The following is a 13128-nucleotide window of genomic DNA, read 5'->3' on the forward strand; positions in this document are numbered from 1 at the left end:
AGCCCTTTGAACAATTCGATTTCTTGAAGGAGACGTGACGGATGCGCGACCCCTATGAGGTCTTGGGGGTGCCGCGGAGCGCCAACGCTGCCGCGATCAAGAGCGCCTATCGCAAGCTTGCCAAGAAGCACCATCCCGACAGCAACAAGAACGACCCGAAGGCGGCCGAGCGCTTCGCTGAACTCAATACGGCCAATGAGATCCTCGGCGACGAGGACAAGCGCAAGCAATTCGACCGCGGCGAGATCGACGCCGACGGCAAGCCGCGCTTCCAGGGTTTTCCGGGCGGCGGCGGTGGGCCGCGCGGGCGCGCGGGTCCCGGCGGGTTCGAGAGCTATACGTTCCGCGGTGGCGGCGCGGGCCCTGGTCCGGGCGGCGGCGCGTTCGAGGACATCCTCAACAGCATGTTCGGAGGAGGGCCGCGTCCGCGCCCCGGGGCCGGCGGCGGTGCCCAGTTCGAATTCGACACCGGCGGGATCGGGCTCGATCTCGACGTCAATGTCGCCATGACCGTCTCGCTGGAGGAGGCGGTGAAGGGCGGCGAGAAGCGCGTCCGGCTGCCGAACGGCAAGGAGCTCAACGTCAAGATTCCGGCCGGCGTGACCGAAGGCCAGCAGATCCGGTTGCGGGGGCAGGGCGAGAGCGCTCAGGGCCATCCGCCGGGCGATCTCCTGATCACGATCGGCATCGCGCAGCATCCGTTCTTCAAGATCGAGGGCGCCGATCTCAGGATCGACCTGCCGGTCACGCTCTACGAGGCGGTGCTTGGCGGCAAGGTCCGCGTGCCCACCCTCGGCAATGCCGTGGAGCTTTCGGTTCCGCAAAACACCTCCAGCGGCCGGACCTTCCGCCTCAAGGGCAAAGGATTGCCAAAAACTGGTGGAACCGGGGATCTCTTCGTCACCGTCAGGATTATGCTACCGGACGGGAACGACGCCGAGCTTGAAGCATTGATGGAAAAGTGGCGGGAGCAGCGCCCCTACAATCCACGTAGCGGGCTTGGCTAAGTGTGATCCGGAAAGTGTGAGGGGTTCTCCTAAAGACTGAGAGCGTCGTGCATCGACATGATGCTCATCATATGCCCGAGGCGTGGTAGCCCTTCTTGGCTCACGTGCTCGACGTGTCGGCCGTCCGGCGGGGCAGCCGATAAAAAGGTGCGGCCTCGAGAGGGGGACCAGCGCGGTACCAAAAACCCCAATCGAGGCCGCCCGCGTCGATCGGCGGATCGAACGCTGCTCATTTTCGCGTGATCATCCGGTGCGATAATGAGACGCGCCGATGTCTTCATTCCAAATTTTCAATGTCGGAATCGAGGCACCGCGTTGCGTGGTTGTCTAGGTGCCGCTTTTCTCTGCTTGGTCGTAGACCGCCTGCGCCACTTTGGTCAGCCGGTCCCGGTCGCCGCCACCGCTGACGACGTAGCCGACGCCGCGCTCCGACCAGAACAGCGCCCCGTCCTTGTCCGTTCTGGCATACCGCATCTGCGTCGCGCCATTCTCGGTTTTGGCGGTGTAGATCGTGTACCGCTCGCCCGAGGCGCCCTCATACATCAGGAACGACGCCGGGCCGTTCGGCCCCGGCAAGAGCCGGCCGCCGACGAGCTTTAGTCCACTCGCCTCCAGGTTCGGAGCAAACACGGTCCAGCCGCAGCGTCTGGTCAGCCAGGCCTGGAGGTGGTCGCGCTCGTTGCCGCCGACCTCGACGGGATGGCGAACCTCGACGACATAGAGGCGGTGGGCGTCGAGTGCGTCGGTCGTAAAGCTCTGGAAAGTCGAGGGCGCGTTGGCGGCACCGTGCGCCAGCCAGCCGGCGGTGCCGCCGGCCATGAAGGCCACCAGCACAGCCGCGGCGGCGCCATAGAGCCAGTGCCGCGGGCGGCGCTCCAGCCGTTCGAGCTCGAGCCGCGCCGGCACCGGCTCCTGGGCGACGGAATCGTAGCGGGCGTGCAGCATCTCGGCCATGGCGCGCCAGGACTGCACGCGCTCGCCATCCTCGGGCTGCGCGGCAAGCCAGGCCGCGACATCGGCGCGGCGCTCGGCCGGCAGCTCGCCGTCGACATAGGCGTGCAGTTCGTCCTCGGTGACTGGGATCTTGCGGTCGTTCATATCGATCGTCTCTGGCTCTGCGGCCCAAAATGTTCTTCGTGGTTCAACTGCGCCGCTTCCCGCGCCATGCAGGAGAAACGACCGGCGCGATGCATCAATCCTGCCATCATTTCACCCGCCTGAGCGCCGGGCGCTCGCCCTCCAGCGAGGCTTTGACGTGGGCGCGGGCGCGTGCCAGGCGCGACATCACGGTGCCGATCGGCACGCCCTGGATGTCGGCGACCTCGCGGTAGCTCATGCCCTCCAGCATCACCAGGAGCAGCACCGAGCGTTGCTCCTCGACGAGCGTCGCCAGCGCCCTCTCGATATCGCGCCCTTCGGCTTCGGTCCCGCTGGCATCCGGGTTGTTCTCCGTCAGCTGCATGAATTGCGGCCGTCGTGCCAGCGAACGCCGCCGGTTCTTGTTGAGGTTGGTCAGGATCGTATAGAGCCAGCTCCTGACGTCGCCTCCGAGGAACAGACGCTCCGAACGCAGCGCCCGCACCAGCGTATCCTGCACCAGATCGTCGGCCGCATCCGCCTCGCGCGTGAGCGCGCGGGCGTAGCGGCGCAACGCCGGGATCATGGCTTCAACACTCTGGCGAAACGCACTCATTGCGGTCTTGACGTCCTGATGTCGGCGCGAGCGCCACAACGATCATAACACCCGAGCGGAACGGCTATTCCGGCGCTTGAAACAGCGTTAACGCCGCGTATTAGGACTGTACCGCAACGGAGGGCTGGTGTACCTCCAAACCTCACCGGGAGCTCGACGGGACGTTAGCAAAATGGCGCAGAATTCAGGTCTGATGCAGGGCAAGCGGGGCGTGGTCCTCGGCGTTGCCAACAACCGCTCGATCGCCTGGGGCATTGCCAAGGCATGCCACGCGGCCGGCGCGGAGCTTGCCTTCACCTATCAGGGCGATGCGCTGAAGAAGCGCGTCGAGCCGCTCGCCGCCGAGATCGGCGGGCTCGTGCTCGGCCATTGCGACGTCACCGATGCTGCGACCATCGATGCGGCCTTCGCGGTGCTGAAGGAGAAGTGGGGCAAGATCGACTTTCTGGTGCATGCGATCGCCTATGGCGAGCAACTCGACGGCCGCTACGTCGACACCACGCAGGAGAATTTTTCGAAATCCCTGCTGATCTCCTGCTATTCGTTCACGGCGGTGGCGCAGCGCGCCGAGAAGCTGATGACCGACGGTGGCTCGCTCATCACGCTCAGCTATTACGGCGCCGAGAAGTGGATGCCGCATTACAACGTCATGGGCGTCGCGAAAGCGGCGCTCGAAGCGAGCGTGCGTTATCTCGCCGCCGATCTCGGCGAGAAGAACATCCGCGTCAATGCGATCTCCGCGGGGCCGATCAAGACCCTCGCGGCGTCCGGCATCGGCGATTTCAGATATATCCTGAAGTGGAACGAGGCCAACGCACCGCTGCGGCGCAACGTCTCCACGGAAGACGTCGGCGGCAGCGCGCTGTATTTCCTCTCCGACCTCTCGCGCGGCGTCACCGGCGAGGTGCACCACGTCGATTCCGGCTATCACGTGCTCGGCATGAAGCGCCCGGACGCGCCGGACATTTCGTTCGGCGGGAAGGACTAACTTTTCACCCAGCAATGCCCGTCCCCACGATCTATTACCTTCGCCACGGCGAGACCGAGTGGAATGCGCTCGGGAGGCTTCAGGGCATCAAGGACATTCCGCTGAACGCACGCGGTCGCGGTCAGGCGGTGCAGGCCGGCGGCATTCTCGCCGATCTCTTCAAGCGCGAGGACCGCGACAAGGCCGCATTACCCTACGTGTCGAGTCCGCTTGGCCGCGCACGAGAGACCATGGAACTGGCGCGGAGCAAGCTCGAACTGCCGACTGCGGGCTATACGCTCGACGATCGCCTGCGTGAGATCGGCTACGGCACCTGGGAGGGACTGACGCTGGCCGAGAGCGAGGCCTCCGATCCCGACATCTACGCCCGGCGCCTCGCCGACAAATGGACGGTGGGCCCCGCGGGCGGAGAGACCTACGCCGATGTGCAGGTCCGCGTGCGCGCTTGGTACGACCAACTCCGGACCGACACCGTCGCGGTCGCCCATGGTGGGACCTGCCGGGCCCTGATGGTTTCACTCGGCCTGGAGACGCCGGCGAGCGCCGCCGAACTTTATATCGAGCAGGGCGCCGTCTACGTGTTCCGCGACGGGCGGTTGGAGAAGTTTAGTTAAGCCGGTTCGCTTGCGCGTCCTGCGCCGTCATGCCCGGGGCGCCCTTTTGCGCTTGTGGGCCAAGAACGTGGATGGCGGGACAAGCCCGGCCATGACGACCGTGTAGGCATTTGACCCCAATTTCAGGGCGAGTTAAGTCAGCACTGACTTACGAGCTAGATACGGATGTCCTTCAACACCTTCGGCCACATGTTCCGCGTCACGACCTTCGGCGAGAGCCATGGGGTGGCGATCGGCTGCGTGGTCGACGGCTGCCCGCCCATGATCCCGCTCGTCGAGGCCGACATCCAGGGTGATCTTGATCGCCGCCGACCCGGCCAGTCGCGCTTCACGACCCAGCGTCAGGAGCCGGACCAGGTCAAGATCCTCTCCGGCGTGATGGCGCATCCGGAGACCGGCGTGCAGGTGACGACGGGCACGCCGATCGGGCTCCTGATCGAGAACACCGACCAGCGCTCAAAAGACTATTCCGAGATCAAGGACAAGTTTCGGCCTGGCCACGCTGACTTTACCTATGAAGCGAAGTACGGCCTGCGCGACTATCGCGGCGGCGGCCGCTCCTCGGCGCGCGAGACCGCGACGCGCGTCGCCGCCGGCGCGATCGCTCGAAAGGTGCTGCCCGATGTGAAGGTGCGCGGCGCGCTGGTGCAGATGGGGCCACACAAGATCGACCGCGCGAAATGGGACTGGGACGAGATCGCGAAAAACCCGTTCTTCTGTCCGGACAAGGACAAGGCCGCGTTCTTCGAGACCTATCTCGACGGCATCCGCAAGAGCGGCTCCTCGATCGGCGCGGTGATCGAGGTCGTCGCCGAAGGTGTGCCGGCTGGCCTTGGCGCCCCGATCTACGCCAAGCTCGATGCCGAGCTCGCCGCCGCAATGATGAGCATCAATGCGGTGAAGGGCGTCGAGATCGGCGCCGGCTTCGGCGCGGCCGAACTCACCGGGGAAGAGAATGCCGACGAGATGCGCACGGGCAATGACGGCACGCGTTTTCTGTCCAACCACGCTGGTGGCGTGCTGGGCGGCATCTCCACGGGGCAGCCGGTGGTGGTGCGTTTCGCCGTCAAGCCGACCTCGTCGATCCTGCAGCCGCGTCTCACCGTCGATCGCAACGGCGCCGACACCGAGATCATGACCAAGGGCCGCCACGATCCCTGCGTCGGCATCCGCGCCGTCCCCGTCGGCGAAGCCATGATGGCCTGCGTGTTGGCGGATCATTTCCTGCGCGACCGCGGCCAGGTCGGGCGCTAGCGTTCCGCAGGGCGCTTGTATCGCGCCACTAGTCCACCGCGCAGCTTGACGATCCCACAACTTCGTCCGCAAATGCGCGCATGGAAAGCTCCGAGCTCCAACGTATCACCAACTGGCTGATCGACGGCGCCTGGTCGTCGAAGGCCCCGGCCGAGATGACGGCCGAAGCCTGCGAACGGATGGTTGCAGCCGGTCTGCCGCTATGGCGGTTCGGCATCTTCATCCGCACGCTGCATCCCGAAATTTTCGGTCGCAACTTCATCTGGCGGGAAGGCGAGGAGGTCGAGATCGGCACGGTCGATTTCGAGATCCTGGAGACGCCGGAATTCGCCAGAAGTCCGCTGCGGGTCGTGTTCGAGCAGGGACTTGAGGTGCGGGGACGCATGGACGATCCCGGCAGCAAGCATTTCCCTTTTTTCGACGATATGCGTGCCGAAGGCGTAACCGACTACGTCGCGACGCCAATGCAGTTTCTCGACGGCTCGGTCCACGCGACGAGCTGGACAACGCGCCATCCAGGCGGCTTCACCGATGAACACATCGCGGCGATTCACACCATCGTCAAGCCGCTCGCGCGCATCACCGAGATCATCAGCCTGCGCCGCACCGCCGAGATGCTGCTCGACACCTATGTCGGCAATCGTGCCGGCGCGCGCATCCTTGGCGGTCAGATCCGCCGCGGCCACAACGACACCATGCAGGCTGCGATCTGGCTCTCCGATCTGCGCGGCTTCACGGCACTGTCGGACCGGCTGCCGGCCGAGACCGTGGTCGAGATCCTCAACCATTATTTCGACTGCCAGGTTGCCGCGATCCGCGGCCATGGCGGCGAGGTGCTGAAATTCATGGGCGACGGCCTGCTCGCGGTATTCCCGATCGACGAATATGTCGGCGATGCCGCGCATGTCTGCACGCGGGTGCTGGAGGCAGCGCGCGAATCTCGCGCCAGTGTCGAGGCGCTCGCATATCCTGTCGGCGACGTCGTCGAGCGCTTCCGCTTCGGCGTGGCGCTCCACGTCGGCAACATCCTCTACGGCAATATTGGCGGCGGCAACCGCCTCGACTTCACCTGCATTGGCCCCGCGGTCAATCTTGCTGCGCGGCTGGAGAAGATCACGGGTCGCCTGGGGCGGACCGTCGTGGCCTCAGAAGGCTTCGCCAATGTCTGCCGCCACGACTGGCACGAGCTCGGCGAATTCCCGATCGCGGGCTTTTCCAAGGCGCAGCGCGTGTACGGGCTGACGGAGGAGACGCCGGTGGTGATGGCCTGAGGTCATCCTCGGATGTCCGCCGCCGTCAGCCTGGTGAGCAGAATTCAGGCGTTCGACGCCATCACCGACTTCAGCGGTACATCCAGCTGATAGACAAATCCGGACGGTTCGTAGGCCAGCCGCACCTGTCCGTTCAGTTGCTGGCCGAGCGACTCGATCATCCGGGTGCCGTAGCTCCGTCGTGTCGGCGGCGCCACCACGGGGCCGCCGCTTTCGCTCCACTTCAGGCGCAGCCTTTGCTCGATCTCGTCCACCGTCCATGCGATCTCGACATGTCCGGAGGAACTGGACAGTGCGCCGAACTTCGTCGTGTTGGTGCAGAGCTCGTTGAACGTCATCGCGAGCGCTATCACGGCACCGGATGTGATCCGGAGATCCGGCCCATTGAAATGGAATCGTCGACCTCCCTGACCGTCATAGGGATCGGTGGCGCCGCTCAGGGTATGAGTGAGGCTCGCATTGGACCAGCTGACCTGTATCAACAGGTCGTGGGCGCGCCCCAACGCCAGCAAGCGGCCATCCATGGCTTTTTGGCCTTGCTCGAGATTGATTGCGGCCCGGAAGCTCTGGGCTGCGATTGCGCTCACCGTCGCAAGCGTATTCTTGATGCGATGATGCAGCTCTCCGAGGATGAGCTTTTGCAACTTGTCGGCCGCCTCGCGTTCGTGGGCTTCGATGCCGGCTTGAGCGAGCAGGACCTTGGCGTCGGTGTCGGCCTGTTCCAGCAACAGGCGCAGATTGTCGTTCTCCGCCACCAGAACCGATTCCTGTGGCGAGCGGGCAACCCCAAGGTTTTCCCCGGGATCCGTTGTGGTCGGAAGGATTTTTAGCGCGCCCGCTCCGATCATCGTCTGCAACTGCGAGATCATTTCGTCGACGGCGAGCGGCTTGCGAAAGAAGCGGCTGTCCGCCGGCGTTTCGGTTTCAGACGGCTTTACCTGACCGGAAACCAGTACGATCTTGATGGCAGGCCAGCGATCGTGCACCGCGTGGGCCAGCTTCAGGCCGTCCATGGTCCCGGGCATCTGGATGTCGCTGAACAGAAGCGAGATGTCCGACCGCGACTCGAGGATCGAGATGGCTTCGTCGGCGTTGACGGCCTCCACAGGGCAGAAGCCTGCATCCTCTACGATATCGACCGCGCGCATGCGCAGGATCATCTCGTCTTCGACGACGAGAACGTTCGGCAAGGAGGTTGGGGGCGTTGACATCTGTGCACGACACTTTCCTGGATCATCCGACAAGCTCGGCCGGCGCTTTGCGATGGTTGGTCTAGCGGCGAGCCGTCACCAAACGAGCTTCATGAACCCTGACATCGGATTCACCCCGGCGCAGACACGATGCTTCGAAGTCCGGCCAGACCTGGCCCAGGCAATTCCGCGCCACCGGAAGGCTCGCCAGCCGGTCCGCCTTCGCCAAAGCAACGGTTTCGCGCGCTTTTACTTGCGGAGCAAAACCGGGCAGCACCATTACGGACACTCCGAGGAGCGCGAACATCGCGAACGCGACAAGAGATTTCATCATCTGGGCTGCTTTGGCTGTTGACCGCCCCGTTTCGTTTGGGGATGCTGTTACAACAACCAAAATGAAATATAGTTCATTTCATACAACTTATATTTGAAGTGCGATTTGAAGGCGGATGCCGCCCTTGGCCCGGATCGTCGCTCGACGTGAACAGGCGGCCGACAAGGTTTGCTTGCCATTACCTCGGGGTTTTGGGGCCAGGCAGGCTTATCCAATCATGAATGTGCGAGGCCGTTTCACTCAATCGCGCCGCCTTGAGCAGCGATTCCCGCTGAACGCCGGGCGGGGCAATCTCTGCGCGACGGCGAGCCTCGGCTGCCAATTGGGCAAGGCGATTGCTCAGCGGGATGGTGCGCTTGGTGGTGTCTTGCATAGGACGCTCCGCATTGGGCGGGAGCGCAAAGACTCTCTCAGTCACCGATGGATGCCGTGATGAGCCGGTGATGGCTCAGCATGCGCCTGTTGACAGCCAATAGATACACTATTCGGCAAAGCAGATTCGGCGCCGAAATCGAAAGCGGGCGCCAAAGCACCAAAGCTGGACCGGTGCCACTATTCCTCCGGCTCCGTGGTGAACAGCAGGGGATAGCCCTTGGTGCGGCCGGCATCCGTTGCGCGGGTAGCCTTGGTCTCGGCGACGTCTTTGGTGAAGACCGCGACCACGCAGGCGCCGAGCTTGTGGGCGGTGATCATCACCTTGTAGGCCTGATCCTCGGTCATGCGGAACTCGGCCTTGAGGATCATCGTGACGAATTCGCGGGGCGTAAAGTCGTCGTTGATCAGGATGACCTTATGCAGCTTCGGCCGCTCGACCTTGGTCTTCGTCCTGGTTTTCGGTTTGGCAACGGTATCGTTCATTCCGCCTCCCGGATATGGCGGGCTCGGGTTCCTGCCGGCGCGCTCAGCGCGCGGCCTTCTCACCATATTGCAGGACCTGCACCTTCTCCAAGGTGATCAGGCCGCTCGACATCATGCCATCCAGGATGGGCAGGAATGCATTGATGTTGTCCTCGCTGTCGACGATCTCGATCAGCAACGGCAAGTCTTCCGAGAGCCGCAGAATCTTGGAAGTGTGGAGCCGGCTGGACTTGCCGAAGCCCATCGGGCCGCGCAGCACGGTGGCGCCGGCCAGATGCCGCTCGCGCGCCGTCATCACGATCGCTTCATAGAGCGGCTTGCCGTCGAATTGGTCGTTCTCGCCAATGAAGATCCGGAGCGAAACTGCCTGATTGGGGATTTGCATGGTCAGCTCCTTCGCAAGCGGTTGGTGCCGCTGGCTATCATATGGCCTGCCCATACCGACACCAGCCAGCAAATGACGGATGCCGCGAGATAGGCGAGCGCCGTATATTTCATGCCGCCGTGGAACAGGCGGAAGGTCTCCAGGCTGAAGGTTGAAAAGGTCGTGTAGCCGCCGCAGAACCCGGTCATGACGAACTGCCGGTGCTCGGGCCGCGCCAGCAGGCGGCCGTCGGGCCCGGTCAGCGTCGCGTAGAAGCCGATGATCAGTGAGCCGGTGGCGTTGATGAACAGCGTCGCGACCGGGAAGCCGGAGCCGGTGTCGAGCGCAAGCCCGACCAGATAGCGCGTCAGCCCGCCGACCATGCTGCCGGCGGCAATCCAGGCATAGAGCGTCGCGGTGCGCCAGCGATCGGCAGAGGGGAAGGACTTCATCTGCCTCTAGCCCCCCAGAGTGTCCGCGAGAAGGAAGCCGCAACTGACGGCTGCGAGGCAGAGCACGACCGAGACCGCGACATTCCCGAGCGCGTGCATCGCCTCGCCGTTGCGCGCCAGCGTCAGCGTTTGCAGGCTGAACGAGGACACCGTGGTGTAGCAGCCAAGAAAGCCGGTGACCGCGAACAGCCATGGATCGGGCGCGGCGAAGACCGAGCCGGGATGGGTCGCCAATGCGCCAAAAATGCCGATCAGGAAGGCGCCGGTGACGTTGATGGTCACGGTGCCCCACGGAAACGTCTCGCCCAGCCGCCGCGCGATCGCGCCGGAGATGAAATAGCGCGCACAGCCGCCCAGCACGCTGCCGATCATAATCGCAAGCACTCCGCTCAGCACGGCGAACAGCCCTCCGTCATCGTTTCTCCTCCATTGCCAGCCCGTTACCGACGGCAAATAGTCCCATGAGCGCGACCAGCGCGAAGCCGAGCCCCGCCAGGAACGTGCCGGCCGGACCATAGGCATCCCACAAGGCGCCGGCGATCACGCTTGCGGCCAGCAAGGCAAGGCCGGTGAACAGGTTGAAATAGCCGAACGCGGTGCCGCGCAAGCTCGGTGGCGCTGCGCCGGCGACGAGGGCCGAGAGCAGGCCTTGCGTCAATCCCATATGCAGTCCCCACAGCACGACGCCGAGGGCGAGGCCGCCAAGGTTTGGCAGCAGCGCGAGCGCGAGATCGGCGCCGGCGAGGAAGACGAGGCCGAGCGCGAGCAGGCCGGTGCGGTTGATCCGGTCCGAGAGCACGCCGGCCGGATAGGCCGACAACGCATAGACGATGTTCATCAGCACCAGCACGGCCGGCACCCACATCGCATTGAGCCCGATATTCTGTGCGCGCAGGATCAGAAACGCCTCGCTGAAACGCGCCAGCGTGAACACGACGCCAACCGCGACCACGCGCCAGTACACGGACCCGAGCTGGCGCATCGCGGCGGTATTCAGCGGATTCCTTGACGGCTCCCGGCCTGAGTCCGGTACCGGCTCGCTCACCGCGAACGCGATCAGTCCGAACGACAGGAAGCCCGGCAGCACGGCCACCCAGAACACCATCGTAAAGTTGTCCGCCGTCCACCACATCAGGCCGATCGCCATGAGCGGCCCCACGAACGCACCGATGGTGTCGAGCGACTGACGCAGACCGAAGCTCGCGCCGCGCAGACCGATAGGTGCTATATCGGCGATCAGCGCATCGCGCGGCGCGCCGCGAATGCCCTTGCCGACGCGATCGATGAAGCGCGCGGCAACCAGCCATTCGACGCTGGGGGCAAGCGGGAACAGCGGTTTTGTCAGCGCGGCCAGCCCGTAGCCGAGCGCAGCGAGCAATTTGCGCCGACCGAGCCAGTCGGACAACGCGCCGGAGAAGATCTTCGTGATCGAGGCGGTCGCCTCGGCAATGCCCTCGATGAAGCCGACGGTGAGCGTGGAGGCGCCGAGCACGGTGACGAGATAGACCGGCAGCAGCGCGTGGATCATCTCGGAAGAGACGTCCATCAGCATCGAGACGAAACCGAGCACCCAGATCCCCCTGGGCAGCCCCGCACGCGCAGCATTCGGTGTTGTCGTCATCACGTCCAGGACTTCTCCTCGGCCTCTGCTTGACCTCTCCTCGGCCTTCATCCAGGCAACAAAAAACCCGCCGGCGGCGGGTTTGTCCATGCTCCCGCCGAAGGCAGAGGCCTAGAAATTGCCTCTCCTCAAGCAGGAGTCATCAGCCCACTACGGTCACAGGCCGCCGGGCGGTTGTCGGGGGACTCCATCCCCATCTGTCCGGCCAGCCTAACATGGAAATCGCGCCGGACAAGTGGGCGAGGTGCGCTGTCCAGTGGCCCGTCAGTCCGGGAGCGGACCGCACATGACGGCATGCCGGCGCCAGCGATCGCGCAGTCCAGCGGCGCGAGCGCGGCAACATCGCGGCCGCCTTGCGTACTGCTTCGCAATTCCGCCTGCAAATGCCTAACTGGCAAATGCCTAACCGGAATGTGAAGCGCGAGCGATCTTCGGACTTTGCGGCAAGGCGATTGCATGTCACCATCAGGTCATACGACGGGAGGCTGCGATGCGCTTGCTGTTCTCGATCGGGGCTGTGCTGGTGACCGGCATGTTCGCCGGAGGGGACGTCGCGGGCATCGCGGCACCAGGACCCAAGTTTGAGTCGCCCAGACTGGCGCTACTCAAAAATCAGCCGCAGCGGCAAGCAGCCGACAGAGACGCGCAGACGGTCGATGTCGAGCTGATCCTCGCCGTCGACGTCTCCTACTCCATGGACATGGACGAACTCGCGGTCCAGCGTGAAGGCTATGCGCAGGCGATCCAGTCGAAGGAATTCCTGCAGGCGCTGAAGCTGGGCCCGAACGGCCGGATCGCGGTGACCTATTTCGAGTGGGCCGCTTCGACCGACCAGAAGATCATCATTCCGTGGCGGCTGGTCGACGGACCGGAGACCGCCGATGCCGTCGCCGCCGAAATCCTGAAGACGCCGATCCGGCGTGCCTCGCGCACCTCGATCTCCGGCGCGATCAGTTTCGCGATGCCGCTGTTCGACGAGGATCCCTATCGGGGCTTGCGCCGCGTGATCGACATTTCCGGCGACGGTCCCAACAACAATGGCACTCCGGTCACGATTGCGCGCGACGCAGCGATCGAGAAGGGTATCGTCATCAACGGCCTGCCGATCATGGTCAAGGAACCCTCCTACTCGACCATGGATATCGACAATCTCGATTTCTACTATGAGGATTGCGTCATCGGCGGCCCCGGTTCCTTCGTCATCACGATCAAGGACCGCGATAAGTTCAAGGAAGCCATCCGCACCAAGCTCTTGATGGAGGTTGCGGGCCGTATGCCGGAGCGTCCCGTGATGCGGGTTGCGGAGAAGGACAAGGAGCCGCGTGTGAACTGCATGATCGGCGAGAAGATCTGGTCGGACCGCTGGGGTCGCTGAGCGCGGCCACCGGACGAGACCTTTTGCCCTATTTGCCGGCGATGGAATTTTAACCATGCGTTTACCGTTGCGTGGCCCTAATCGGCTGCTTTCATTTGTTTCCGGAT

16 protein-coding genes and 1 riboswitch are annotated in these 13128 nt (G+C 64.0%); of the genes, 6 read left to right on the forward strand and 10 right to left on the reverse strand.

Annotated features, from left to right (window positions below; translation table 11 throughout):
• The first annotated feature begins 41 nt into the window (after nt 1-41).
• Nucleotides 42-1007: a DnaJ C-terminal domain-containing protein gene (locus AC0L3B_RS28735; protein WP_018456238.1), complete on the forward strand. Its 966-nt coding sequence runs from the start codon at nt 42-44 to the stop codon at nt 1005-1007.
• Nucleotides 1008-1334: 327 nt separating this feature from the next.
• On the opposite strand, the gene AC0L3B_RS28740 is transcribed toward AC0L3B_RS28735, so the two are convergent.
• Together AC0L3B_RS28740 and AC0L3B_RS28745 are read right to left on the reverse strand one after the other, a co-directional pair.
• Entirely contained in the window at nt 1335-2105 is a 771-nt protein-coding gene (locus AC0L3B_RS28740; RefSeq protein WP_473381473.1) for an anti-sigma factor family protein, read from the reverse strand.
• Nucleotides 2106-2211: 106 nt separating this feature from the next.
• Nucleotides 2212-2700 (reverse strand): sigma-70 family RNA polymerase sigma factor, encoded by a 489-nt coding sequence (locus AC0L3B_RS28745; protein WP_007594679.1) that lies wholly within the window; start codon nt 2698-2700, stop codon nt 2212-2214.
• A gap of 172 nt (nt 2701-2872) precedes the next feature.
• Between AC0L3B_RS28745 and fabI the strand changes: the two genes are divergently transcribed.
• From fabI to AC0L3B_RS28765, 4 genes are all read left to right on the forward strand, one after another.
• Nucleotides 2873-3688: an enoyl-ACP reductase FabI gene (gene fabI / locus AC0L3B_RS28750; protein WP_027568710.1), complete on the forward strand. Its 816-nt coding sequence runs from the start codon at nt 2873-2875 to the stop codon at nt 3686-3688.
• 14 nt (nt 3689-3702) lie between these two features.
• Nucleotides 3703-4302, forward strand: a complete 600-nt coding sequence (locus tag AC0L3B_RS28755; RefSeq protein ID WP_204513890.1) for a histidine phosphatase family protein — start codon at nt 3703-3705, stop codon at nt 4300-4302.
• A 165-nt stretch (nt 4303-4467) separates the two neighbouring features.
• Nucleotides 4468-5556, forward strand: coding sequence for a chorismate synthase (gene aroC / locus AC0L3B_RS28760; RefSeq protein WP_018456243.1), 1089 nt, complete (start codon nt 4468-4470; stop codon nt 5554-5556).
• Nucleotides 5557-5636: 80 nt separating this feature from the next.
• On the forward strand, nt 5637-6827 hold the full coding sequence (locus AC0L3B_RS28765; RefSeq protein ID WP_018456244.1) for an adenylate/guanylate cyclase domain-containing protein: 1191 nt from the start codon (nt 5637-5639) through the stop codon (nt 6825-6827).
• Between the two features lie 44 nt (nt 6828-6871).
• On the opposite strand, the gene AC0L3B_RS28770 is transcribed toward AC0L3B_RS28765, so the two are convergent.
• The 8 genes from AC0L3B_RS28770 to AC0L3B_RS28805 form a co-directional block, all read right to left on the reverse strand.
• The gene (locus AC0L3B_RS28770; protein WP_204513892.1) at nt 6872-8038 is read right to left on the reverse strand and encodes a sensor histidine kinase; all 1167 of its coding nucleotides are present in this window, start codon (nt 8036-8038) and stop codon (nt 6872-6874) included.
• A gap of 61 nt (nt 8039-8099) precedes the next feature.
• Complete coding sequence (locus AC0L3B_RS28775; RefSeq protein ID WP_026233118.1) at nt 8100-8351, reverse strand: hypothetical protein; 252 nt, start codon at nt 8349-8351, stop codon at nt 8100-8102.
• Between the two features lie 178 nt (nt 8352-8529).
• On the reverse strand, nt 8530-8724 hold the full coding sequence (locus AC0L3B_RS28780) for a hypothetical protein (RefSeq protein ID WP_085361372.1): 195 nt from the start codon (nt 8722-8724) through the stop codon (nt 8530-8532).
• A gap of 179 nt (nt 8725-8903) precedes the next feature.
• The gene (clpS, locus tag AC0L3B_RS28785; RefSeq protein ID WP_007594672.1) at nt 8904-9209 is read right to left on the reverse strand and encodes an ATP-dependent Clp protease adapter ClpS; all 306 of its coding nucleotides are present in this window, start codon (nt 9207-9209) and stop codon (nt 8904-8906) included.
• 43 nt (nt 9210-9252) lie between these two features.
• Nucleotides 9253-9594: a DUF190 domain-containing protein gene (locus AC0L3B_RS28790; protein ID WP_085352544.1), complete on the reverse strand. Its 342-nt coding sequence runs from the start codon at nt 9592-9594 to the stop codon at nt 9253-9255.
• A 2-nt stretch (nt 9595-9596) separates the two neighbouring features.
• On the reverse strand, nt 9597-10025 hold the full coding sequence (gene crcB / locus AC0L3B_RS28795) for a fluoride efflux transporter CrcB (protein WP_247298690.1): 429 nt from the start codon (nt 10023-10025) through the stop codon (nt 9597-9599).
• 6 nt (nt 10026-10031) lie between these two features.
• Nucleotides 10032-10430 carry a fluoride efflux transporter CrcB gene (gene crcB, locus AC0L3B_RS28800; RefSeq protein WP_249804690.1) on the reverse strand — a complete coding sequence of 133 codons (399 nt, stop codon included), beginning with the start codon at nt 10428-10430 and terminating at the stop codon, nt 10032-10034.
• A 7-nt stretch (nt 10431-10437) separates the two neighbouring features.
• Nucleotides 10438-11646, reverse strand: a complete 1209-nt coding sequence (locus AC0L3B_RS28805; protein ID WP_473381474.1) for an MFS transporter — start codon at nt 11644-11646, stop codon at nt 10438-10440.
• 126 nt (nt 11647-11772) lie between these two features.
• Nucleotides 11773-11850, reverse strand: a riboswitch (Fluoride riboswitch).
• Between the two features lie 286 nt (nt 11851-12136).
• Here AC0L3B_RS28805 and AC0L3B_RS28810 point away from each other — a divergent pair.
• Nucleotides 12137-13021, forward strand: coding sequence for a DUF1194 domain-containing protein (locus tag AC0L3B_RS28810; RefSeq protein WP_018456251.1), 885 nt, complete (start codon nt 12137-12139; stop codon nt 13019-13021).
• Nucleotides 13022-13128: the final 107 nt, after the last annotated feature.

Source organism: Bradyrhizobium sp. Kon56 (assembly GCF_055807635.1).